Source organism: Streptomyces sp. DSM 15324 (assembly GCF_001514285.1).
Lineage (GTDB): Bacteria > Actinomycetota > Actinomycetes > Streptomycetales > Streptomycetaceae > Streptomyces.
Genome location: NZ_KQ949029.1, coordinates 331636 through 354133, shown reverse-complemented (window position 1 = coordinate 354133; position 22498 = coordinate 331636). Strand labels below are relative to the sequence as shown.

At 72.8% G+C, this 22498-nt stretch carries 21 protein-coding genes and 1 pseudogene; 14 read left to right on the top strand and 8 right to left on the bottom strand.

Going from position 1 to position 22498, the window contains the following annotated elements:
- The 6 genes from AQJ58_RS23690 to AQJ58_RS23665 all read left to right on the top strand — a co-directional run.
- The coding region (locus AQJ58_RS23690; RefSeq protein ID WP_159056306.1) for a carbohydrate ABC transporter permease at positions 1-524 on the top strand (524 nt) is incomplete at its 5' end.
- Entirely contained in the window at positions 521-1345 is an 825-nt protein-coding gene (locus AQJ58_RS23685; protein ID WP_067253147.1) for a carbohydrate ABC transporter permease, read from the top strand. The genes AQJ58_RS23690 and AQJ58_RS23685, both read left to right, overlap by 4 nt.
- Positions 1346-1442: 97 nt before the next feature.
- Positions 1443-3182, top strand: coding sequence for an amylo-alpha-1,6-glucosidase (locus AQJ58_RS23680; RefSeq protein ID WP_067253145.1), 1740 nt, complete (start codon positions 1443-1445; stop codon positions 3180-3182).
- A 219-nt stretch (positions 3183-3401) separates the two neighbouring features.
- Positions 3402-5096 (top strand): aa3-type cytochrome oxidase subunit I, encoded by a 1695-nt coding sequence (gene ctaD / locus AQJ58_RS23675; protein ID WP_067253143.1) that lies wholly within the window; start codon positions 3402-3404, stop codon positions 5094-5096.
- Positions 5093-5458: a cytochrome C oxidase subunit I gene (locus AQJ58_RS23670; RefSeq protein WP_067253141.1), complete on the top strand. Its 366-nt coding sequence runs from the start codon at positions 5093-5095 to the stop codon at positions 5456-5458. Before ctaD ends, AQJ58_RS23670 begins: the two co-directional genes overlap by 4 nt.
- Positions 5459-5647: 189 nt before the next feature.
- On the top strand, positions 5648-7108 hold the full coding sequence (locus AQJ58_RS23665; protein WP_067253140.1) for an aminotransferase class I/II-fold pyridoxal phosphate-dependent enzyme: 1461 nt from the start codon (positions 5648-5650) through the stop codon (positions 7106-7108).
- Positions 7109-7158: 50 nt separating this feature from the next.
- On the opposite strand, the gene AQJ58_RS23660 is transcribed toward AQJ58_RS23665, so the two are convergent.
- A complete protein-coding gene (locus AQJ58_RS23660; RefSeq protein ID WP_067253138.1) occupies positions 7159-7338 on the bottom strand; it encodes a hypothetical protein in 180 nt (59 codons plus the stop codon).
- Between the two features lie 334 nt (positions 7339-7672).
- Here AQJ58_RS23660 and AQJ58_RS23655 point away from each other — a divergent pair, with 334 nt between their 5' ends.
- On the top strand, positions 7673-7837 hold the full coding sequence (locus AQJ58_RS23655; protein ID WP_159056305.1) for a hypothetical protein: 165 nt from the start codon (positions 7673-7675) through the stop codon (positions 7835-7837).
- Positions 7838-7875: 38 nt separating this feature from the next.
- Here the strand turns inward: AQJ58_RS23655 and AQJ58_RS23650 are convergent, their stop codons facing one another.
- The 3 genes from AQJ58_RS23650 to AQJ58_RS23640 all read right to left on the bottom strand — a co-directional run bounded on the left by AQJ58_RS23650 (position 7876) and on the right by AQJ58_RS23640 (position 11245).
- Positions 7876-9189: an MFS transporter gene (locus AQJ58_RS23650; protein ID WP_324613806.1), complete on the bottom strand. Its 1314-nt coding sequence runs from the start codon at positions 9187-9189 to the stop codon at positions 7876-7878.
- 347 nt (positions 9190-9536) lie between these two features.
- The gene (locus AQJ58_RS23645) at positions 9537-10247 is read right to left on the bottom strand and encodes a maltokinase N-terminal cap-like domain-containing protein (RefSeq protein ID WP_159056304.1); all 711 of its coding nucleotides are present in this window, start codon (positions 10245-10247) and stop codon (positions 9537-9539) included.
- Positions 10248-10282: 35 nt separating this feature from the next.
- Complete coding sequence (locus AQJ58_RS23640; RefSeq protein WP_067253481.1) at positions 10283-11245, bottom strand: DMT family transporter; 963 nt, start codon at positions 11243-11245, stop codon at positions 10283-10285.
- 21 nt (positions 11246-11266) lie between these two features.
- Between AQJ58_RS23640 and AQJ58_RS23635 the strand changes: the two genes are divergently transcribed.
- Positions 11267-12886 (top strand): MocR-like pyridoxine biosynthesis transcription factor PdxR, encoded by a 1620-nt coding sequence (locus AQJ58_RS23635; RefSeq protein ID WP_067253133.1) that lies wholly within the window; start codon positions 11267-11269, stop codon positions 12884-12886.
- A gap of 210 nt (positions 12887-13096) precedes the next feature.
- Here the strand turns inward: AQJ58_RS23635 and AQJ58_RS23630 are convergent.
- Positions 13097-13270: pseudogene (locus tag AQJ58_RS23630) on the bottom strand (sterol carrier protein domain-containing protein); the annotation flags it as partial.
- A gap of 172 nt (positions 13271-13442) precedes the next feature.
- On the opposite strand from AQJ58_RS23630, the gene AQJ58_RS23625 reads away from it, so the two are divergent.
- Positions 13443-14645, top strand: coding sequence for a cytochrome P450 family protein (locus AQJ58_RS23625; protein ID WP_067253129.1), 1203 nt, complete (start codon positions 13443-13445; stop codon positions 14643-14645).
- 12 nt (positions 14646-14657) lie between these two features.
- Here the strand turns inward: AQJ58_RS23625 and AQJ58_RS23620 are convergent, their stop codons facing one another.
- Both AQJ58_RS23620 and AQJ58_RS23615 read right to left on the bottom strand, forming a co-directional pair.
- Positions 14658-16022, bottom strand: coding sequence for an MFS transporter (locus AQJ58_RS23620; protein ID WP_067253127.1), 1365 nt, complete (start codon positions 16020-16022; stop codon positions 14658-14660).
- A gap of 380 nt (positions 16023-16402) precedes the next feature.
- Positions 16403-17290 (bottom strand): NAD-dependent protein deacetylase, encoded by an 888-nt coding sequence (locus tag AQJ58_RS23615; protein ID WP_067253125.1) that lies wholly within the window; start codon positions 17288-17290, stop codon positions 16403-16405.
- Between the two features lie 66 nt (positions 17291-17356).
- On the opposite strand from AQJ58_RS23615, the gene AQJ58_RS43435 reads away from it, so the two are divergent.
- The 5 genes from AQJ58_RS43435 (at position 17357) to AQJ58_RS23585 (ending at position 21338) form a co-directional block, all read left to right on the top strand.
- Positions 17357-18037: a hypothetical protein gene (locus AQJ58_RS43435; protein WP_159056303.1), complete on the top strand. Its 681-nt coding sequence runs from the start codon at positions 17357-17359 to the stop codon at positions 18035-18037.
- Between the two features lie 245 nt (positions 18038-18282).
- Positions 18283-19500, top strand: coding sequence for an MFS transporter (locus AQJ58_RS23600; protein WP_067253120.1), 1218 nt, complete (start codon positions 18283-18285; stop codon positions 19498-19500).
- A gap of 82 nt (positions 19501-19582) precedes the next feature.
- Positions 19583-20203 carry a dihydrofolate reductase family protein gene (locus tag AQJ58_RS23595; protein WP_067253118.1) on the top strand — a complete coding sequence of 207 codons (621 nt, stop codon included), beginning with the start codon at positions 19583-19585 and terminating at the stop codon, positions 20201-20203.
- Positions 20204-20534: 331 nt separating this feature from the next.
- On the top strand, positions 20535-21077 hold the full coding sequence (locus AQJ58_RS23590) for a GNAT family N-acetyltransferase (RefSeq protein ID WP_067253114.1): 543 nt from the start codon (positions 20535-20537) through the stop codon (positions 21075-21077).
- Between the two features lie 12 nt (positions 21078-21089).
- Entirely contained in the window at positions 21090-21338 is a 249-nt protein-coding gene (locus AQJ58_RS23585) for a hypothetical protein (RefSeq protein WP_234360254.1), read from the top strand.
- Here AQJ58_RS23585 and AQJ58_RS23580 read toward each other — a convergent pair.
- Positions 21329-22270 carry a DMT family transporter gene (locus AQJ58_RS23580; protein WP_067253479.1) on the bottom strand — a complete coding sequence of 314 codons (942 nt, stop codon included), beginning with the start codon at positions 22268-22270 and terminating at the stop codon, positions 21329-21331. The two genes, AQJ58_RS23585 and AQJ58_RS23580, sit on opposite strands and share 10 nt — an antisense overlap.
- Between the last annotated feature and the right edge of the window lie 228 nt (positions 22271-22498).

The following is a 22498-nucleotide window of genomic DNA, read 5'->3' as shown; positions in this document are numbered from 1 at the left end:
CGTCCACCTGGTCGTGGATGCTCAACAGCGACTCCGGCATCGTCAACGCCGCCCTGCACGCCGTCGGCATCGGCCCGGTGAACTGGCTGACCTCGCCGTCCTGGTCCCTGACCTCGGTGATCATCGCCAACATCTGGATCGGCGTCCCCTTCAACCTCGTCGTGCTCTACAGCGGACTCCAGTCCATCCCCGCCAGCCTGTACGAGGCCGCCGCCCTCGACGGGGCGAACGCCTGGCAGCGCTTCTGGCGCATCACCTTCCCGCTGCTGCGCCCGGTGTCCGCGATCACCCTGCTGCTCGGGCTGATCTACACCCTCAAGGTCTTCGACATCATCTGGATCATGACCAAGGGCGGCCCGGCCGACTCCTCCACCACCTTCGCGACCTGGTCCTACCAGCTCGGCTTCGGCAACCTCCTCCCGGCCTTCGGCCCCGGTGCGGCCGTCGGCAACCTGCTCGTCGTCGCCGCCCTGGTCTTCGGCCTGGTCTACGTCCGGGCCCAGAGAAAGCAGGTGACGGCATGAGCGCACACCGCAAGCGTTCCCGCGCGAAGACGGTGATCGGCGTCCTGCTCACCGGGATCATGCTCTTCCCGGTCTACTGGATGGTCAACGTCTCCCTCACCCGCGACCAGGACATGCGCAAGAGCCCGCCGGACCTGCTGCCCCTGCACGGCACCCTGGCCGGCTACCGCACCGTCCTCGCCGAGCAACTGCCCTACCTCGGCACCAGCCTCCTGATCGGACTCGGCACCGTCGCCCTGACCGTCGCCCTGTCCGCGCCGGCCGGCTACGCCCTGGCCAAGCTGCGCCCGCGCGGCGGCGGCCTCCTCCACTTCGTGCTGCTGGCCGCCCAGATGATCCCCGGCATCATCATGGCGATGGGCTTCTATGCCATCTATCTCCAGCTCGGGCTGCTCCAGTCCGTGCCCGGCCTGATCGTCGCCGACACCACCCTGGCCGTCCCGTTCGGCGTCCTGATCTTCACGGCGTTCATGTCCGGCATCCCCGGCGAACTGCTCCAGGCGGCCACGACCGACGGCGCCGGGCCGCTGCGCACCTTCTGGTCCGTCGTCCTGCCCCTCAGCCGCAACGCCGTGATCACGGTGTCCCTGTTCGCCTTCCTGTGGTCCTGGTCCGACTTCGTCTTCGCCGGCACCCTCGTCAACGGCGGCGCCCACGAGCCGATCACCCTCGGCATCTACCACTACATCGGCAACAACAACCAGCAGTGGAACGCCATCATGGCCACGGCCGTGGTCGCCTCCCTGCCGGCCGCGGTCATCCTCGTCCTCGCCCAGCGCTATGTCGCCGCCGGTGTGACCGCCGGTGCCGTCAAGGACTGAGTTCCCCCCTCGGTTCCCCCCTCGCGAACGGCACGACGGCCGGCCCGACGACGCGGTCGGCCGACCGTCGCCCCTGCTCCAGAAACGAGTCCGCCACATGACCGCCCCCGCCCGATCCGGCCCGGCCTTCTCCGTCCACGACATCCCGTTCAGCACGTTCGGATCCTGGTTCGACATCTCACCGGTGATCGCGGAGAAGACGTACGCCGAAGACCTCCACCTCGTCTCGCACCAGAACGGCATGCACGGCGTCCTGCGCCTGGTACCCCTGCACCCGACGGCGGGCGAGCGCGCCGAGACCCGCATCGAGGCGACCCCGGACCTGCTCGGCTGGATCGGCGAGGCGGGCCGCGTCGACCTCGCCTACGAGTCGCCGGACACCGTACGGCTGCGGGGCAGCGGCCTCGGCCTCGGTGTCCACGCCGCCGCCCCCGACCTCACCCCTTTCAGCGGCACGTACTTCTTCCACGACCCCGCGGCGGGCGGACACGTCTTCACGTCGTACGAGACCGGCCGCCGTTACCGCGTCACCGTGCTGTCCGGCACCCTCGCCGAGGTGGCCGGGGACCAGGCCCTGGGCCGTGCCGACCGCGGTGTCGCCGTCACCGCGGACCCGGACGGGGCCTGGGAGATCGCGATCGAGGAACTCGACACCGCCCGCCCGCCCTACACCCCCTCGGCCTCCTTCGAGGAGGTGCGGGCCACCGCCGCCGCGGCGTTCGCGGCGTTCGTCGACGCGGTGGCCCCCTGGCGGTCCTCCGCCACCCCGGCCGCCGAACTCGCCGCCTACGTCCTCTGGTCGGCGACCGTCCGCCCGACGGGCCTGGTCACCCGGCCCGGCGTGCTGATGTCGAAGCACTGGATGGACAAGGTCTGGAGCTGGGACCACTGCTTCAACGCCCTGGCCCTGGCGCCGGGTTCGCCGGAGCTCGCACTCGACCAGTTCCACCTCCCCTTCGACCACCAGGACGCGGCCGGCGCCCTGCCCGACTCGGTCACCCACTCCGAGGTTCTGCACAACTTCGTCAAGCCGCCCATCCACGGCTGGGCCTTCGGGCGACTGCGCCGTCGGCTGCCGAAGCCGCCCACCCAGGACGAACTGGCATACGTCTACAGTCGGTTGGAGCGCTGGACCGACTTCTGGCTCACCGTGCGACGCGCTCCCGGCGCGCAACTGCCCCACTACCAGCACGGCAACGACAGCGGCTGGGACAACGCCACCACCTTCGACCCCGAACGCGTGGTCGTCACCGCCGACCTGTCCGCCTTCCTCGTCCTCCAGCTGCACGAACTCGCCGCGATGGCAGCGGAGTTGGGCAAGGACGACGCGTCGCGCCGGTGGACCGCCGCGGCCGCGGAGCTACAGACGGCCCTGCTCGACCAGCTCTGGACCGGCGACCGGTTCCTCGCCCGCGGGGCCGGCACCGGGGACACCTGGAGCAGCGCCAGCCTCCTCGACCTGATGCCCATCGCGCTCGGCGAGCACCTGCCCGCGGAGATCGGCGGCACCCTGGCCGACCGCATCGAGGCCCATCTGACGCCGTACGGCCTCGCCACCGAGCTGACCACCTCGCCGCACTACCTCGCCGACGGCTACTGGCGCGGCCCCATCTGGGCGCCCGCCACCGTCCTCGTCGAGGACGGCCTGCGCCGGTCCGGCCACACCCGGCTGGCCGACGACATCAGCGCCCGCTTCCGCGCCCTGTGCGAAACCCACGGCTTCGCCGAGAACTTCGACGCCCTCACCGGAACGGGCCTGCGCGACCGCGCCTACACCTGGACCGCCAGCAGCTACCTCCTCCTCGCGGAGGCGCACGCGCACCGAAGCGGCCGCTGACCGCCCGGCGCGCGGCCGTGGTGGCGGCAGCCCTGCCGCACGGCCGCGGCACCGCCGGGCGCCCCGCCGCCCGTTGGACGATTGCTCCACTCGTGGGTCACGACCGCCCGTTCGGCGGTATGTCGGCAGCTCAGGGCTCCGCTCCAGGCCCCGAGGCGCAAGGATGACGGCTGACTACCCCCGCGCGGCCGGCCCGCGAACCATTGGAGAAAGACGCCTGTGACTATTCTCAACGGCCCGGAGGAGCCGGCCGTCGTCCCCTACGACGCCGAGGTCCCGGTACGGGGCAGGCAGCCCGGCAACGTCGTGGTCAAGTGGCTGACGACCACCGACCACAAGACCATCGGCACCCTGTACCTGGTCACGTCGTTCGCGTTCTTCCTGATCGGCGGGATCATGGCGCTGTTCATCCGCGCCGAACTCGCCCGGCCCGGCCTGCAGATCATGTCGAACGAGCAGTACAACCAGGCGTTCACGATGCACGGCACGGTCATGCTGCTGATGTTCGCCACACCGCTGTTCGCCGGCTTCACCAACTGGATCATGCCGCTCCAGATCGGCGCGCCCGACGTGGCGTTCCCCCGCCTGAACATGTTCGCCTACTGGCTGTACCTGTTCGGCTCGTCGATCGCCGTCGGCGGCTTCCTCACCCCGCAGGGTGCGGCCGACTTCGGCTGGTTCGCCTACACCCCGCTGTCGGACATCATCCGGTCGCCGGGCATCGGCTCCGACATGTGGATCATGGGGCTGGCCTTCTCCGGCTTCGGCACCATCCTCGGCGCCGTCAACTTCATCACCACGATCATCTGCATGCGCGCCCCCGGCATGACCATGTTCCGCATGCCGATCTTCACCTGGAACGTCCTGCTGACCGGCGTCCTGGTCCTGCTGGCCTTCCCGGTCCTCGCGGCCGCGCTGTTCGCCCTGGAGGCCGACCGCAAGTTCGGCGCGCACGTCTACGACCCCGCCAACGGCGGCCCCATCCTGTGGCAGCACCTCTTCTGGTTCTTCGGCCACCCGGAGGTGTACATCATCGCGCTGCCGTTCTTCGGCATCGTCACCGAGATCATCCCGGTCTTCTCCCGCAAGCCGATCTTCGGCTACATGGGCCTGGTCGCCGCCACCATCGCGATCGCCGGTCTGTCCGTGACGGTGTGGGCGCACCACATGTTCGTCACCGGCGCCGTGCTGCTGCCGTTCTTCTCCTTCATGACGTTCCTCATCGCCGTCCCCACCGGGGTGAAGTTCTTCAACTGGATCGGCACCATGTGGAAGGGCAGCCTCTCCTTCGAGACACCGATGCTGTGGGCGGCGGGCTTCCTCGTCACGTTCCTCTTCGGCGGCCTGACCGGCATCATCCTCGCCTCACCGCCGATGGACTTCCACGTGTCCGACTCCTACTTCGTGGTGGCGCACTTCCACTACGTCGTCTTCGGCACCGTCGTCTTCGCGATGTTCGCCGGCTTCCACTTCTGGTGGCCCAAGTTCACCGGCAGGATGCTCGACGAACGCCTCGGCAAGATGACCTTCTGGACGCTGTTCGTCGGTTTCCACGGCACTTTCCTGGTCCAGCACTGGCTGGGTGCCGAGGGCATGCCCCGCCGGTACGCCGACTACCTGGCGCAGGACGGCTTCACCGCCCTCAACACGGTCTCCTCCATCAGCTCCTTCGTCCTCGGACTGTCGATGCTGCCGTTCCTCTACAACGTCTGGAAGACCGGACGGTACGGCAAGCTCGTCGGCACCGACGACCCCTGGGGCTACGGCCGCTCCCTGGAGTGGGCCACGTCCTGCCCGCCGCCGCGCCACAACTTCACCACGCTGCCGCGGATCCGCAGCGAATCCCCGGCCTTCGACCTCCATCACCCCGAGATCGCGATGGCCGAGGCCGAGGCGCACGGCGTCGGCGTATGAACGACCCGGGACGCCGTGCCGACGGCCTGCCGAAGCCGGCCACCGACGAGGTCCTGGGCAACGAGGCCGAGGGCTACCTGCTCTGGCGGGCCAGGGTCGCGGAGGCCGAACAGCGGGCCCGCGAGTTCACCGGGCGCATGGACTGGCTGACCACGTCCCAGCGCGAGGAGGTGGAACGCCACCACGTCCACGACGGCCTCCTGCGCGCCCGCCACGACCTGGAACGGATCGCCGCCCGCTGCGCCTCCCTGCGGCGCGAGTACGAGGAGCGGTACCGCCTGCTGCGCCGCCGCTGTGTGGCGGGCACGCTCGCCGTCTGCCTCGCCCTGGTCTTCCTGGCCGCGCTGTCACTGACCCGCTGACGAGGAGCCGCTTCCACGCTGACGAGGAGCCTGTGCCCCTGATGAGGAGCCCGTGCCCCGGGACCCGGGGCACGGGCTCCTCATCAGCGTGCCGCGCCGCGTTTCGACGGCCGCGTGCGGTGCACCCGGTCCCTGTACCCGGACGGCGGCCGTACGCCGTCGCAAGGGGGGGCTAGCTGGGAGGCGACGATGGATCACTCGCGAGTGCCCGTGCTGGAGGCGTTGCAGGACTTCCGGCGCCGCGGGGACACCGTCTTCGGTCCGCCGGGGCACAAGCAGGGCCGCGGGGCCGACCCCTGGGTCGTCGACGTGGTGGGACTCGACGTGTTCCGCTCGGACGTGCTGACCCTCAACGGGCTGGACGACCGCCGCCAGTCGCAGGGCGTGCTCAGCCAGGCGCAGGAGCTGATGGCCGACGCGGTCGGCGCCGAGCAGGCGTTCTTCTCGACCTGCGGCAGCTCCCTGTCGGTCAAGACCGCCATGCTGGCGGTGGCCGGACCCGGTGAGAAACTGCTGCTCTCCCGCAACGCGCACAAATCGGTGATCTCGGCCGTCGTGGTCAACGGGGTCGAGCCGATCTGGGTCCAGCCGAAGTACGACACCGAACGCCACCTGGCCCATCCGCCCGAGCCCGACGACGTCCGCCGCCGGCTGCGCGAGCACCCGGACGCCAAGGGCATGCTGCTGATCACACCCACGGACTGGGGCACCTGCGCCGACATCCGGGGCGTGGCCCGGGTCTGCCACGAGTTCGACGTGCCTCTGATCGTCGACGAGGCGTGGGGCGCCGTACTGCCGTTCCACCCCGACCTGCCGCCGTGGGGCATGGACGCCGAGGCCGATCTGGTGGTCACCAGCGTCCACAAGACGGGCGGCGCCGTCGAGCAGAGTTCGGTCTTCCACCTCCAGTACGACCGGGTCTCGCCCGAAGCGCTCAAGCAGCGGGAGGACCTGCTCGGCACCACCAGCGCCTCGTCCCTGGTGTACGCGACGCTCGACGGCTGGCGCCGCCAGATGGTCGAGCGCGGGCACGACCTCCTGGACACCGCCCTGCACCGCGCGGAACGGATCCGCGGGGCGGCCGGCGAGCTGTCCGGCCTGCGGCCGATGGGCGGGGAGGTCGTGGAAGAGGGGCTCGCCGCCTCCTACGACCCCCTCAAGATCGTGATCGACGTACGCGGGCTCGGCATCAGCGGCATGCAGGCGGCCGAATGGCTGCGGACCCACCGGCACGTGGACGTGGGCGGCTCCGACAGCTGCCACCTCAGCGCGTCGATCACCTACGCCGACGACGACGAGACCGAGAAGACCCTGCACGACGCGCTCACCGCCCTGGTCGAGGGCGCCGATTCCATCGAACGGCGACCGGCGGTCCACCTCCCCGAGCCCGCCGCCCTGGAGCTGGAACAGGCCATGCTGCCGCGCGAGGCGTTCTTCGCCGAGGTCGACCATGTGCCCGCGGAACGTGCGGCGGGCCGTATCGCCGCGGAGATGATCAGCCCGTACCCGCCGGGAGTCCCCGCGATCGCGCCCGGAGAGGTCATCACCGAGGAGATCCTCGACTACCTGCGCAGCGGCGTGGACCACGGCGTCCTGATCCCGGACGCGGCCGACCCCTCGGTACGGACGCTGCGCGTGGTGCGGCGCTGAGGGGGCGGTGAGGGCGCGGGGGAGGGACTGGTCCCTCCCGCGCCGCGCCTCTACTCCGTGCCGTCCGCCGCCTGCTCGTTCACCGTGGCCTGCTCGCTCTCGGTCTCCGTCTCCTCGTCCGGGACCGTCTCGCCCTCCGCCTGTGAAGGGGTGGTGCGGGGCACGTCGCGGTGCCGGGGCTCCTCCTCCGGCCGCTCGCCCTCTGCCTGGGACGGGGTCGTGTCACTCATGCCGGTCTCCCTTCGGCTCCGCGTGGGGCCGACCGGGTACCCGTGGCCGGATGTCCTCACTCGGGCGGGGCCGGACCGCCGTATCGACCGCCGAGGTCTGGGTACGCGAGTGCGGCGGGGCGATCGCGCCGTGGCCGTGGGACACGCGAAAGGACAGGGCACCGATGAACGAGGGCGGGACGACGACCCGGGAGCGGGCCACCGAGCTGTCGGCGGCGCACCGCGTCCGGGAACGCTTCCCCGCGAAGGCGTGAACGGCCGCGAGACCGTGCGACCCGACCGAGATCGCCAGCACGGGCCCGGCACGGAGCCTCGCCGGGTCCGGCTGCTGTGGGTGGACCTCGTCGTGGCCTTCACCGCGTACGTCGTCGGCCTGCTCGTCGCCGGCCTGGCCCTCGGCGGCGAGCAGGCCCGTGATGTGGCCGTGGGGAACGTGGTGGGCGTGGCCTTCGCGGTGGTCGCCGTGGCGGCGCTGATGGTGCGCCGCCACCGCCGCTGACCGGTCACGCGCCGACCGGTCACGTGCCGACCGTTCCGCTAGGAGCGCAGGTACTCGTCCCTCGTCAGGGCCGTGGGCGACCTGCGCACATGGCTCGTCAGGCCGCCGGTGAGCCCGCCGGCCGACGTTTCCCCGGCCGTGACGCCGACGGCGGACAGCGGAACGGCGATGTTCTCCAGGGACTTGCGCTCGGCGTCGACGCCCCAGGCGAGGGCCGTGACGCCGCCGAGGATCATCAGCACCGCTCCGACCGTGTACCCGGCGAAGACCCGCCAGGGGCTGTCGCCGTTGCCGATGAGGGTGGCGAACAGCCACGGGGCCACCACCCCGCCGAAGAGCATGGACACGGCGAAGAAGAACGAGATCGCCTGGGCCCGCATCTCGATCGGGAAGATCTCGCTCACCGTCAGGTACGCCGACGACGCGGCCGCCGACGCGATGAAGAAGATGACGCACCACAGCACGGTCTGGGTGACGGCGTTCAGCAGGCCCTCGGCGAACAGCCACCCGGTGAGGAACAGCAGCGTGCCCGAGACGCAGTACGTACCGCCGATCATGCGCCGGCGCCCGACCGTGTCGAAGAACCGCCCCAGGATCAGCGGACCCAGCAGGTTGCCGACGGCGAACGGGAAGATGAAGTAGGCGACCGCGCCGCCCTTGATGCCGTAGAACTCGGCGAGGATCAGGGCGTAGGTGAAGAAGATCGCGTTGTAGAGGAACGACTGCGTCACCATCAGCATGAAGCCCAGGAAGGACCGCTTGCGGTAGTCACGGAACAGGACGCGGGCCAGCTCGCGGTACGACACCGGGTCACGCCGCTGCAACTCCAGGGCCGCGTCCTCGGGCACGGGCTCCAGACGCGCCCCGTGCCTCTCCACGTCCTGCTCGATCCGCGACACGACCTGTTCGGCTTCCTCGGGGTGCCCGTGGGTGAGCAGCCAGCGCGGGCTCTCCGGGATGTTGCGCCGCAGTCCCCAGATCGCCACGCCGATCGCGGGTCCGACCAGCAGGCCGAGCCGCCAGCCGACGTCGATGCCGAAGAGGGCGGGATTGAGGAAGGCGAGGTTGGCGGCCGCACCGATCATCGCGCCGAGCCAGTAGGTCCCGTTGATCGCGAGGTCGGCGTGGCCCCGGTGCCGGCTCGGGATCAGTTCGTCGATGGCCGAGTTCAGGGCCGCGTACTCGCCGCCGATGCCCATGCCGGCGATGAACCGCGTCACCGCGAAGAAGCCGAAGTTCATCGACAGGGCCGTGAGGCCGTTGCCGACGAGATAGACGCCGAGCGTGACGATGAACAGCTTCCGGCGGCCCAGCCGGTCCGCGAGGCGCCCGAAGAAGAGCGCCCCGAACACCTGCCCAGCAGGTAGATGCTGGCGGTGAGACCGACCTGCGAGGCGCTGAAGCCGAGGGAGTTCGTATCACGGAGCCGGTCCGCGATGGAGCCGGCGACGGTGATCTCGATGCCGTCGAGGACCCAGGTGATGCCCAGGGCGATGACCACTTTCCAGTGGAAGGCACTCCAGGGCAGCCGGTCCATCCGTTGGGGGACCGTACTGCGTATCGGCCTCGCCCCGGTGTCCAGTCCCGTAGCGGCAGTCATCACGGACCTCCGTCCCGCACCCCCGAGGCCCCCGGCACCCCACCGCGTTTCCTGCCGCGGTCCTTCCCAAACGGAGCGGGCCCCGACGCCGGTCCTCGGCTACCGCCCGGTGGCGTCCGCCCCGGTCGCCGGGTCTGCGAGCGGCCGGACCGGCGCGTGCACGGCGGAGACGAACACGCCCCGGGTACGGGTGCCGTCCGGCGTGCCGGGGGCCTGCCAGCACGCGGTCACCTGGCCGACCGCGTCTCGCGGAAGGTCCGACGGCGCGCTCGGGCCGGGCCCGAGGACCCGGTGGAAGCGGAGGTTCACGCCGTGCGGCGAGACCGCCTCGGTGCCCTCCCGGTCGTCCGTGGCGGTGAAGACCGTCGGCAGGGCGGCCCCACCGGTGCGGGTGGCCACGACCTCCCGGTCGACGGTGTCGCTCACGCTCTGCTGCTGGGCCTGCGCACGGCCCTCGATCAGGGCCGCCGACTGCGCGAGCAGCACGGGGTCGTGGCAGCCGTCGTAGGCCCATCGCCGTCCCAGCACGCCGTGTTCCATGGTGCCGACGAGGGCGTGGTCCGCGCCGTCGAGCGGGGCGCCGCGATAGGTGAGCGGCAGCAGGTAGGTGAGCGGGGGAGCGGCCGAGGTGTCCGTGACCACCATGAACTCGATCCCGACCTCGCCCTGCGGATCGTCCAGCCGGAAGCCGCCGGCCTTCGCCAACCGCGGTGCGCCCGCGCCCCCTCGGTACCAGGGGCGTGAGGGCAGCCAGTCGGTGAGCAGTTCCAGCTTGGTCGGCGTCAGGACGGTGCGGTGGATGACGGCCACGGGGCGGACCCCTTCCCTCGGTCGGATGCGAACCCTCACAGCTTCGCATCCGCGCCGCGCCCCGCCCGGCCCGCCCCGGCCGGGTGACCGGCCGCCGGGATCTGCACGGCGGGCACACGCCGGGGGCTGATGCCGCCGACCAGACCGAGGGTGAGGACGACGATGCCCAGCCACACCGAGGGGCGGGGTGTACCGCCGCCGAAGGCCGTGCCGACGACCGCCGCGGCGAGCGGCGCGATGCCCGTGAGCAGTCCGGCCCGGCCGGAACCCACGGCGCGGACCGTCGAGTACCACAGGACGAAGGCGACCGCCGTCACCATCAGCGCGAGATAGCCGACGGCCGCCCACTGGACGCCCGACAACTCCCCGACCGCCGACGGCCGTTCCGTCACCGCGGCGAGCACCGCGAGCAGTACGGCCGCCAGCCACATCGCGTGCACGGACACCCCCCACGGGGAATGCCGCCGCAGCACCGGTACGGCGAGCAGGGTGAACGCGGCCTCACAGCCCAGCGCCAGCGCGGCCCAGGCCACCCCGGCGGCATCGGTGCGGCCCGTTCCCTCCACCAGGACCGCGCCCGCCATCACGACGGGCGCCGCCAGCAGCACCTGCCGGCTGGGCGCGCGCCGCTCCAGCACCGGGCCGAGCACCCCGAGGACCAACGGCACGGACGCGACCGCGACGGCGATCACCGCCGGCTCGGCATGGGCGACGCCCCGCACCACGGCCACGTTGAACAGCACCAGACCGCTCACCGCGATCCCCACCAGCCACAGCCACTCCCGGCCCCGCGGCCGGAGCACCCGGGCACCGGCCACCCGGGCCATGACCAGGAGGATCGCGGTCGCGGCCGTGTACCGGACCGCCTGGGTGGTGAACAGCGGGGCGTCGACGAGCGTGCGCGAGACGCTCACACTGCTGCCGACCAGCGTCATCCCGACCATGCCGGGGACGAGCCGGGCCCATGAGGCGGACGCGGAGGCGGAAGGTGTGTTCATGACGTCCACGGTGCCCGCACAATGGACGTCATGGGCAGGTCCAAGAAGGCACCGTCACAGGGGTCCAAAACGGTCGGCGCGCCGGCCGCCGGCCCGGCGGTCGGCTCGGACTTCCTCCAGCTGGACATCGGTCAGGCGCCGCCCGGCGGTCGGATCGCCTGGCTCGCCGAGCAGCTGCGGTGCGCCGTCGCCGACGGGCGGCTGCCCGTCGGGGCGCGGCTGCCCGCCAGCCGGGTCCTCGCGGAGGAGCTGCGCGTGACGCGGGGTGTGGTCACCGAGGCGTACCGCCGGCTCGCCGAGTCCGGGCAGATCGCCGGCCGCGGTCGGCTCGGCACGGTGGTCGTGGCCGCGCCCGCCCCGCCCCGCGGCCCCGCCCGCGCCCGCCCGGGACCCGGCCCCGCACCCGTACGGCCCGCCCCCGCGCCAGGGTCGCCCTTCCCCGCGTCACCCTTCCCCGCGTCACCCGTCCTCGAAGCACCCGTGCCCGGCCCCGCGGTCTTCCGCTCCGCCGACCGGGAGGGCGTCGTCGACGCCCTGCGCGCCACGCCCTGCCGTATCGACCTCTCCCCGGGCGTCCCCGACCTCGCCGCCTTCCCCCGCACCGCCTGGCTGCGCGCTGAGCGCGCCGTCCTCGCGGAGGTCGGCCCGGCCGACTTCGGCTACGGCGATCCCCGCGGCGCCCCTGCCCTGCGCCGGGCCGTCGCCGGCTGGCTGGCCCGCAACCGCGGTATCCGCGCCGACCCCGACGAGGTCGTGGTGGTCGCCGGGGTGGCGCAGGCGCTCGGCCTGCTCGGGCGGCTCCTGCGGGACGAGGGGATCCGGCGGATCGCCGTCGAGGACCCCGGCTCCCTCGGCGCCCGCCAGCAGCTCGAGTACGGCGGCCACTGCCTGGTGCCCGTCCCCGTGGACGAGGGCGGCCTGGACGTGGACGCACTGCGCGCCTGCGGCGCCCGGGCGGTGCTGCTGACCCCGGCGCACCAGTTCCCCACCGGTGTCGTCCTCGACGGCGAACGCCGCCGCGACCTGCTGGGCTGGGCGGCCGACGGCGGCGTGGTGATCGAGGACGACTACGACGCCGAGCACCGCTACGACCGCCCACCGGTCCCGGCGCTGCGCTCCCTGCTGCCCGAGGGGGTCTGCTACGCGGGCAGCGTCTCCAAACTGCTCGCGCCCGCGCTCCGCGTCGGCTGGCTCCTCGTCCCCCCGGACCGGCTGGACGCGGCGGTGACCGCCAAACGGTACGCCGACCTCGGCAACGGCATCCTCACCCAGCTGGTCCTCGCCCGGCTGATGGACTCGGGCGACCTGGAACGGCATCTGCGTCACGTCCGGCGCCTCCACCGCCGCCGCCGGGACGTGATGCTCAGGGCCGTCGGGGAACACCTGCCCGGCGCCCGGGTGCACGGCGCCGCCGCCGGGCTGCACCTGACGGTCACCTTCGACGACGACGGACCGGACGACGTCGACCTGGCCGTGGCTGCTCTCGAACGGGGCGTCAAGACACACCCGCTGTCCTGGCACCGCATCGCTCCCGGCCCGCCCGGCCTGGTCCTCGGCTACGCGGCGGGCCCCGCCCACGAGATAGAGGAGGGCGTCGCCGTTCTCGGCACGGCCCTGCGGAGCCTCACGCCCGCCGCCTGAGAACCGTCAGGTGCCCGCGCCGGTCCGGGCAGGAGGTCGAGGCCCGCGCCGCCGGTCGGAGGGGTTCTGGGGCGCGCTCCGGGACTACTTCGGAAGTCCGGTCCGCGACCCCGTACTGCGCCCGCACCTCACTCACCCTCGACGGCGTCGGCGCGCTCCCCGACCTCCTGGCCATGACCACCTGAAGCTTCACCCTGCTGCCGCGGGTGCTCAGAACCAGTGCAGGCAGTGCGGGGGACGCTCGGCCCGGAAGGGGGCGTCGGCGAGGGGGACCGCGTCCGGCCGCTGGGCCCGGATGTGGCCGGCGCGGACGAGCGTGCTCGGGGCGGTGCCGCCGAGGTAGACCGAGCCGAGGTCCTGCATGTCCAGGGAGAGGTCGGGCTCGCTCCTGGAACGGATCTCCATCGCCGCCGTCGACTTCCCCTCTGGCACCACCCGCACCAGCCCGTGCGGCACCCCGCCACCATGCAGCCCCACCCCACGACCAGGTCAACCGCATTACCGGCGGGGCCGCGGCCGCCGCGGGCCTTCCGGTCACAGGGCTAGGGTGGGGACCATGCCGACCACAACTCCCGCGCAGCCGCCTGCCGTTGACCCCGCCGCACTGGTCACGGACCCTTACGCGGTGTACGGGCGACTCCGCGAGGCCGGGCCCGTGCACCGCGTCACCGGGACGGACGGGCTCCCCGCCTGGCTCGTCACCCGCTACGACGACGTACGGCGAGCGATGTCCGACCCCCGCCTCTCCCTCGACAAGCGCAACGCGACACCCGGCGGTTACCGGGGGCTCACCCTGCCGCCGGCGCTGGACGCGAACCTGCTCAACATGGACCCGCCGGACCACACCCGCATCCGGCGCCTGGTGACGCACGCCTTCACCCCGCGCCGTGTCGCCGCCCTGCGCGAGCCGGTCAGGAGGACGGCGGAGTCGCTCCTCGACGCGATCGCACCGCACGGGCACGCGGATCTGATCGCCTCGTACGCCGCGCCCCTGCCGATCACCGTGATCTGCGAGTTGCTCGGGGTGGCGCCGCAGGACCGGGAGGACTTCGGGTCCTGGACCGATGCCCTCGTCGCCCCCGACCCCGCCCGTCCGGACCTGGCGAGGGACGCGGTCCGGTCCGTACCGGCGTTCTTCACCCGGCTCCTGGCCGCCAAGCGGGCCGCCCCCGCCGACGACCTGCTGTCCGCCCTGATCGCCGTACGCGACGACGAGGACCGGCTGACGGAGGACGAGCTGACGTCCTTGGCCTTCCTGATCCTGGTCGCCGGACACGAGAACACCGTCCACCTCATCGGCAACGCCACGCTGGCCCTGCTCAGCCACCCCGCCCAACTGGCGGCCCTGCGCGCCGACCCCGGCCGGCTGGGCGGGGCGGTCGAGGAACTGGCCCGGTACGACGGTCCGGCGCCCCTGGCCATCCGGCGTTTCGCCACCGAGGACATCACCATCGGCGGGGTCACCGTCCCGGCCGGCGAGACCGTCCTGCTGTCCCTGGCCGCCGCGCACCGCGACCCGCGCCGCTTCACCGATCCCGACCGCCTCGACGTCGGACGCGACGCGACCGGCCACCTCGCCCTCGGCCACGGCATCCACTACTGCCTCGGGGCGCCCCTCGCCCGGCTGGAGACCGAGATCGCGCTGGCCGCGCTCCTCGACCGATTCCCCGGACTGACCCTCGCCGTACGGCCGGACGAACTGCGGTGGCGCCCCTCGATGCGGACCCGCGGCCTGCGCGCCCTGCCCGTGCGGTTCTGACGACGGGCCGGCTCAGCTCTCCACGGACGGGGCCGAGCCGGGCAGGGGACGGCCGGCCGACTCCGCGGTGAACCAGACCGCCACGCCGCCGATGACGGCCGCGGCCATCATGTAGTACGCGGGCATCATCATGTTCCCGGTCGCCGAGATCAGGGCCGTCACCACCAGCGGGGTGGTGCCGCCGAAGAGCGAGACGGAGACGTTGAAGCCCAGCGACAGCGATCCGTAGCGGACGTTCGTCGGGAAGAGGGCCGGCAGGGTGGCCGGCATCGCCGCCGTGAAGCAGACCAGCAGCAGGCCCAGCGCGCCCATGCCCAGCGCGATCGCGAGCAGGCTGCCCTGGCGGATCAGCAGCAGGGCGGGGACGGAGAGGACCAGGAAGCCCGCACAGCCCGCGGCGATCACCGGCCGGCGGCCCACCCGGTCGGTGAGGGCGCCCGCGAAGGGCTGGACGATCATCATCAGGGTCATCACACCGAGCACCACGAGCAGTCCGTGCGTCTCGTCGTAGGCGAGTTCGCTGGTCAGATAGCTCGGCATGTACGACAGCAGCATGTAGTCCGTGACGTTGAAGACCAGGACGAGGCCCACGCACAACAGCAGCGCCCGCCACTGTCCCGCGACCATCCGGCGCAGCGGCACCTTCGGACGGCCCGCCTCGGCCTGCTCGATCTCCGCGGCGAACGCCGGGGTCTCCTCCAGGCGCATCCGCAGGTACAGGCCGACGATGCCCATCGGGCCCGCGATCAGGAACGGGATCCGCCAGCCCCAGTTCAGCAGGTCCTCGGTGGACAGCAGGGCGGTCATCGCGGTGACCAGACCGGCGCCGCCGATGTATCCGGCGAGCGTGCCGAACTCCAGCCAGCTGCCGAGGAAACCGCGCCGCTTGTCCGGCGCGTACTCGGCGATGAAGGTGGACGCGCCCGCGTACTCACCGCCGGTGGAGAAGCCCTGCACGAGCCGCGCGGCCAGCAGAAGCAGCGGGGCCCCGACGCCGATCGAGGCGTACGACGGGATGAGTCCGATGGCGAAGGTGCCCACCGCCATCATGATCATGGTGAGGGCCAGCACCTTCTGCCGGCCGACCCGGTCGCCGAGCGGCCCGAAGACCATCCCGCCGAGCGGGCGGACCAGGAAAGCCGCGGCGAACGCGCCGAAAGTGGAGAGAAGCTGGGCGGTCGGATTTCCGGAGGGGAAGAAGACCTTTCCCAGAGTGACCGCGATATAGCTGTAGACGCCGAAGTCGAACCATTCCATCGCGTTCCCCAGCGCGGCGGCTTTCACCGCGCGTTTCACGAGTGCGGGGTCGGTGACGGTGGCCGTCTTCGGAGCGGTCGGGGGAGCCGCGGTCGCTGAGATGTCTGTCGCGGTCGGCAAAACTTCGCTCGCCTGCTTTCGTCGGGGACAGGGACGGGCCTGCTCGACGGCGACGGCAATGGCGTCGGCGGCAGACCGGACAGCGACCATAGGCGCAACCGCGCCGTTCACGGAACGTACGCGACTCCTTGCCCACCGCATCCAAACCGCGTCCAGGCAGGCGGGACGCACCCTTCGCGAGCGCATCGCGGCGCATCGCGCTGTGAGTTATTTCGCTTCGTGGGAATATTTCCGGCGAACCGGGGAAGGGCGGCCACGGAACCGGGGCGGGGTGACCGTATATCGGTGAATTCGATAGGGCCCTGCAATTCCCGCTCTCTTATGTGGAAAGGGTACGGAGGAACCCTGAACCCCCGACTTTTCGACGACGTTTCGGGTGCCTAGGGGACGCCGGGCAGGCCCAGCCGTTCGGTGACCGTGCTGAGGGCCGCGCCCAGGGGGAGTGCGACGCGGGTGAGGGCATGGCGGTCGCCCCGGGTCGCGTCGCGGTTGACGATCAGCACCGGTTTGCCGGCTCGGGCCGCCTCGCGGACGAACCGGAGACCCGACATCACCGTCAGCGAGGACCCGAGGACCAGCAGCGAGGTCGACTCCCGCACCAGGGCGCGGCAGTGCCCGACCCGCGCCGGCGGCACGGTCTCACCGAAGAACACCACGTCGGGCTTGAGGACGCCGCCGCACGCCGCGCACGGCACCACGCGGAAGTCCCCGACCTGCTCGTCGGTGAGATCGGCGTCGCCGTCCGGATTGATGCCCGCCGCCACCGGCGCGAAGCCCGCGTTGGCCTCCTCCAGTCTCAGGGCGAGTTCCCGGCGCGTGCTCAGCGCTCCGCAGGACAGACAGACGACGCGGGCCAGGCTCCCGTGGAGTTCCACGACGTCCTCGCTGCCGGCGCCCTGGTGCAGACCGTCGACGTTCTGGGTGATCACCCCCGTGAGCAGCCCGGCCCGCCCGAACGCGGCCACGGCCCGGTGCCCGGCGTTGGGCCGCGCCCGGCCGAAGGTGCGCCAGCCGAGGTGGCTGCGCGCCCAGTACCGGCGCCGCGCCTGCGCCTCGGCGGTGAAGTCCTGGTAGGTCATCGGCGTGTGCCGGCTGAGGCTGCCGCCCTCGCCCCGGTAGTCGGGGATGCCCGACTCCGTGGAGATGCCCGCCCCGCTCAGCACCAGCACCCCGCCGCCGCTCAGGGCGTCGACGACCGGCTCCAGATCCGTGGTGCCCGGCGGCAGGCCCTCGGTGGGCGTCCAGCTCAAGGTGGGGCGTATCCGCATGCCGCAAGCGTACGAAAGGTGCCCCACCGCTTGAGAAGACCGGCGCCCGGGCAGACAGTGAGAGGCATGAGCCGCAGCCACCGCCGCCCACCGCGCAGAGCGCCGTGGATCGCGGGTGCGGCGGTGGTCCTCGCCGCCGGTGGCCTGGGCGTGTGGGCCATGACGGCCTCGGAGGACGGCACGTCCCGGCCGTCGCCCACGGCCTCCTCCGACCTGTCCCTGCCCACGCTCACCCCGCCCTCGCTCACCGCGTCGCCCGTTCCCTCCCGCACGGCCTCCCCCCGTACGTCGAGCACGTCGCGGCCCCTCCCCACGCATCCGTCGGCCTCCCGGCCCCCGGTGGCCCAGACCCGCCCCGGCGGCCATGCGGTGGCGTCGTCGACGCCCCCGCGGACGCCACCGGAGCCGACACCGTCTCACGCACCCGCGCGGTCACCGCACCCACCGCGGACCACGACCGCGCCGCCCCGCCCGACGCCGACCGTCTCCGCGCCGCCCTCCACCCCCGCTTCGGCCCCGACCGCCACGGCGCCGACCGCCACGGCCCCGGGCAGCGCGGCGCCGACGACCGTCTGGTTCACGTCGCCGGTGGCCGTGGCCGCCGCGCAGCGCATGGCCGCCGCGCAGGCGGTCGGCGACCCGGCGTGCTCGCTCTCGGCGCGGGGTGACCCCGACCCCCGGCTCGTGCCGTCGGCCGACCGCATCGGCGTGGGCACCTCCGGCGGCTACTGGTGCCTGATCTGGTAGCTCCCGATCCACTGCGCGTCGATCCGCAGCGCCCGCGCAGTGTGTGACGAAGGCCATACCAGGCAGGGGTCGATCTTGGAATGCGCAGGCCCCCGCCACTGCTGCACCTTGGTGGGCCTCCCCTGCCCCGGGGGGCGCACCGGGCAATGGCGGCCGGCGCGACTGGCCACCGGAGCAGGGCGACGACGGTCCCCCGCCCGCTCCGCCGCATCCGGATCGCCGCCCCCGAAAGGTACCTCCGCTCCATGCCCCTGGCACTGCTGTCCCTCGCCGTCGTCGCGTTCGGCATCGGCACGACCGAATTCGCCACGATGGGACTGCTTCCCCAGATCGCCGACGGCATCGGTGTGTCCGTTCCGCAAGCCGGCAACGTCGTCTCCGCCTACGCGCTCGGCGTCGTCGTCGGCGCGCCGGTCCTCACCGGCATCGGCGCCCGCATCCCCCACAAGCGGCTGCTGCTCCTGCTGTCCGGGCTGTTCGTGATCGGCAACGTCGCGTCCGCCCTCGCGCCCACCTTCGGCTGGCTGTTCGCCGCGCGCTTCCTGGCCGGCCTGCCGCACGGCGCCCTGTTCGGCGTGGGCGCCGTCGTGGCGTCCCGGCTGGTCGCCCCCGAGCGGGCCGGACGCGCCGTCTCGCGGATGTTCCTGGGCCTCACCGTCGCCAACATCGTCGGCGTCCCGGCCGGCACCGCGCTCGGCCAGCAGTTCGGCTGGCGGTACGCCTACTGCGCGGTCGCCGTGATCGGCCTGGTCGCCCTCGCCGCGCTCGCCGCCTTCGTCCCCGACCAGCCGCGCGGCGCCCAGGCGGGCATCCGGCACGAACTGCGGGCGATGGGGAACAGGCAGGTCGCCATCGGGCTCGCCACCGCCGTCGTCGGCTTCGGCGGCTTCTTCGCCGTCTACAGCTACCTGGTGCCGATCCTGACCCACCTGACCGGCTTCTCGGACTCCTCGACCACGCTGGTCCTCGCGCTCTACGGCGGCGGCATGACCCTGGGCACCCTGATCGCGGGCCCGCTGACCGACCGCGCCCTGCGCCCGACGCTGTACGGCGGGCTCGCCCTGCTCGGCGCGACGCTCGTGGCGTTCTACTTCACGGTCCACAGCGCCGTCCCCGCCCTGCTGACGCTCGTCGTCATGGGCGCGATGGGCGCCCTCGTCACCACGCCCGTGCAGATGCTGCTCATGGCGAAGGCGAAGGACGCCCCGACGATGGCGGCGGCCTCCAACCACTCCGCCTTCAACCTGGCCAACGCGGGCGGCGCCTGGCTCGGCGGCCTCGCCATCTCGGCCGGCTGGGGCTGGGCCTCGCCGGCCCTGGTCGGAGCGGCCCTCGCCGCGGCGGGCCTGGGTCTCGCCTTCACCGGTGGCCGCATGGACCGGGGCAGCGGCGGGACCTCCGAAGTGATCAGGTCGTCGGGCGCACCGGCCCCGGCGGAGACCGGCCGGGTCACGGCCCCCTAGCGGGACCGATCCCGTGCGGCGGCGCGGAAAGCGGTGGTCCCCGGGCCGATGAGTTCGGGTGGCGCACGGGGTCTGCCCCGGTATGACGCGCATCATCGCCGACATCTCGGTCTCTCTCGACGGCTTCGTCACCGGCCCCGACCCCGGCCCCGACAACGGCCTGGGCACCGGGGGCGAGGCCCTCCACACCTGGGCGTTCTCGGACGACACCGACGACCGACGCATCCTGCGTGAGGGCACCATCCGCTCCGGGGCCGTCGTCCTCGGCCGCCGGCTCTTCGACCAGGTCGACGGCCCGGACGGCTGGGACGACACGACCGGCTACGGCGCCGGTGAGGTCGGCAGGCCCGCCTTCGTCGTCGTGACCGGCTCACCTCCGGAGTCGGTGCGGCTCACCGACCTCGACTGGACGTTCGTCACCACGGGACTGCACGACGCCGTCGCGGTCGCCCGCGAGCACGCCGAGGCGGCGTCGGCGCGCGCCGGGAAGGATCTCGACGTCGTCCTGATGGGCGGCGGCGCCACGATCGGCTCGGCGTTCGAGGCCGGTCTCGTCGACACCCTGAGCCTCCACGTCGCCCCCGTCGTGCTGGGCGCGGGCACCCCCCTGTTCACCGGTGGCACCCCCCGCACGCTGGTGCGGCGGAGCGTGACCCCGACATCGACGGCGACGCACCTGACGTACGACTGCCTCCGCACGTGATCGCGGGCCCCTTCGAGGGGCGCGAAAAACGACGCCCGGACGCGGCGGCGAACGGTCACCGTCGACGCCGGGGTCACGCTGCGCCGGACCGAGGTGACACGTCCTGCCGCTGCCGGTCAGGACCGGTGACATGGGCGCCTCCTTCCGGCGGGCGTCTCCTCCCGCCCTGGGCGACCGTCGCTACGGTGCCAGGCGACGCTCCCCCGCACCGCCGCCCGAGGTGAGCGGCCGTCCGGGCGGGGAGGCGGACCGTCACCGGGGAGAGCGCCCGAAACTCTCGTGCCCGCATATTGGTTTGCCGTCGCCCGGTCCGGCCGGATAGGAAGCTCGCATGCTCAAAGGCGGCAAGGTCGGGCTCAGGGCCCGGCACGAGGAGGACATCCCGATCCTGCGGGCCGAACTCTACGACGACGTGGTCAACGCCTCGCGGGCCGAGAGCCGGCCATGGCGTCCGGTGTCGCCCGGAGCGAAGGACCCGCGGCTCGTGGTGGACGACACCGCGCAGGGAAGCGTCCCGTTCTCCGTGGTGGAACTGGAGGGCGGCACGCTGGTCGGCACGGCGACGCTGTGGGGCATCGACACCCACAACCGGGTCGCCCACATCGGACTGGCCCTGCTGCCCGCCTCCCGCGGCCAGGGCTACGGCACCGACGTCGTCGCGGTGCTGTGCCACTACGGCTTCGTCGTGCGCGGTCTGCACCGCCTCCAGATCGAGACGCTCGCGGACAACGCCCCGATGCTGCGCTCCGCCGAACGCAACGGCTTCGTCCGGGAGGGCGTGCTGCGCTCCTCGGCCTGGGTGATGGGCGAGTTCGTGGACGAGGTCCTGCTCGGACTCCTCGCCCAGGACTGGAAGCCCGGCCTGGAGGGATAGCCCGGTGAGGGCGTGCTAGCGGGTGGCGGGCAGCAGATCGTCCAGCTCCCCAACGCCAACGTGCCCAACTTCCAGCGCAGGACGGTGTACTGCCCGGCCGGCAAGCGGGTCATCGGGGGTGGTGGCGAGGCCCAGGGCAACGGCGCGATCCTGGTGGGCAGCTTCCCGACCCCCGACGGCACCGGCTGGATCGCCCTCGGCCGGCAGGACGGCTACTCCACCGTCGGCATCAGCGTGTACGCGATCTGCGCCTACGTCTGATCCCCACCTGACACGGGGGGTGGTTCCTGTCGGCCGGCGGGAACCACCCCCCGTTGTTCTTGCCGGTCCTGCGCCACCAGCGTCCGCGCGAGGGGAGTCCGCGCCAGGGTGACGACCCCGGCGACGATCAGCGCCACCCCGCACAGCTGCGGCACCAGCCACCACCCGGCACGGACGGCCTCCTCGTACAGGGTGATGCCGAGGACGAGACTCACCGCCGCGTCGCCGAGCGTGAGCGCGGGTTGCGAAGCGACCAGGGGGCCGGCCTGCATCGCGTTCTCCAGCAGGAACAGCGCGCAGACGCCGGTGGCGGCGAACGCGTACGTCTGCCAGGCGGACAGGAAGCCCAGGAGCCCCCGCTCGTCGAGCGCGTGGGTGGAGGACTTCATCAGCGCCGCGGTCATGGCGTACCCGATCGCCGTCGCCGCCCCCAGACAGGCCGCCCGGGCCCGGCCCTCCGGGCGGCGCAGGGCCGCGAGCGCCAGGACGACGACCGTCCCCGAGCAGACGGCGAGCGCGGGGATCCAGCGGTCCGGCGGCACATCGGTGCGGTTGCCGGTGGGGGACGCGGCGGCGAGGGCGACGGCGAGTCCGGCGACCACCGTGCCCACGGCGAGCCAGCCCCTGCCCGGCAGCCGCCGGTGCAGCAGGACCGCGGCGGCGACGAGGGTGAGCGGCAACTCCAGGACGAACAGGGGCTGCACGACCGTCAGCGGCCCCGTCGCCAGCGCCGCCGCCTGGCAGACCGCGGCGGCGATCACCGCGAGCATCCCCGCCAGCCAGACCGGCCGGCGCAGCAGATCGAGCATGAGGCCCGCCCGCAACCCCGGGGAGCGCGGCACGGTCAGCGCCGCCTTGCGCTGGAGCACCGTCGCGAGGGCGTTGCTCAGGGCCGCGCAGAGTGCGAGGACGACGGGGAGCGCGGTGCGCAGTGCGGCCACCTCCGGGATCGGCGGGCAGGGGATGCCGGCTCGGCCGGTCCTGCCATGGTCGCCCGGCCGGGACGCGGGCGCTACGCGGGCGCGAGCAGGGCAGATCGCAGTCGGCGACCGCCGGCCCTCCGCCCCGCCCGCGCCGGGCCCGGCGCGGGGGCGAACCGTGAGACAGCGCTGGACGTCGCGGCCGGCTCGGGCAGATCTGGGTGGTGGCCATTGGCCGCC

What these genes read in the sequence shown, in the direction of transcription:
- AQJ58_RS23590 (WP_067253114.1), top strand. Translation starts at nt 20,535, where the DNA reads ATGCTCAAAGGCGGCAAGGTCGGGCTCAGGGCCCGGCACGAGGAGGAC.
- AQJ58_RS23615 (WP_067253125.1), bottom strand. Translation starts at nt 17,290, where the DNA reads ATGCGGATACGCCCCACCTTGAGCTGGACGCCCACCGAGGGCCTGCCG.
- AQJ58_RS23640 (WP_067253481.1), bottom strand. Translation starts at nt 11,245, where the DNA reads ATGAACACACCTTCCGCCTCCGCGTCCGCCTCATGGGCCCGGCTCGTC.
- AQJ58_RS23660 (WP_067253138.1), bottom strand. Translation starts at nt 7,338, where the DNA reads ATGAGTGACACGACCCCGTCCCAGGCAGAGGGCGAGCGGCCGGAGGAG.
- AQJ58_RS43435 (WP_159056303.1), top strand. Translation starts at nt 17,357, where the DNA reads ATGAGCCGCAGCCACCGCCGCCCACCGCGCAGAGCGCCGTGGATCGCG.
- AQJ58_RS23680 (WP_067253145.1), top strand. Translation starts at nt 1,443, where the DNA reads ATGACCGCCCCCGCCCGATCCGGCCCGGCCTTCTCCGTCCACGACATC.
- AQJ58_RS23595 (WP_067253118.1), top strand. Translation starts at nt 19,583, where the DNA reads ATGACGCGCATCATCGCCGACATCTCGGTCTCTCTCGACGGCTTCGTC.
- AQJ58_RS23625 (WP_067253129.1), top strand. Translation starts at nt 13,443, where the DNA reads ATGCCGACCACAACTCCCGCGCAGCCGCCTGCCGTTGACCCCGCCGCA.
- AQJ58_RS23635 (WP_067253133.1), top strand. Translation starts at nt 11,267, where the DNA reads ATGGACGTCATGGGCAGGTCCAAGAAGGCACCGTCACAGGGGTCCAAA.
- AQJ58_RS23685 (WP_067253147.1), top strand. Translation starts at nt 521, where the DNA reads ATGAGCGCACACCGCAAGCGTTCCCGCGCGAAGACGGTGATCGGCGTC.
- AQJ58_RS23665 (WP_067253140.1), top strand. Translation starts at nt 5,648, where the DNA reads ATGGATCACTCGCGAGTGCCCGTGCTGGAGGCGTTGCAGGACTTCCGG.
- AQJ58_RS23670 (WP_067253141.1), top strand. Translation starts at nt 5,093, where the DNA reads ATGAACGACCCGGGACGCCGTGCCGACGGCCTGCCGAAGCCGGCCACC.
- AQJ58_RS23600 (WP_067253120.1), top strand. Translation starts at nt 18,283, where the DNA reads ATGCCCCTGGCACTGCTGTCCCTCGCCGTCGTCGCGTTCGGCATCGGC.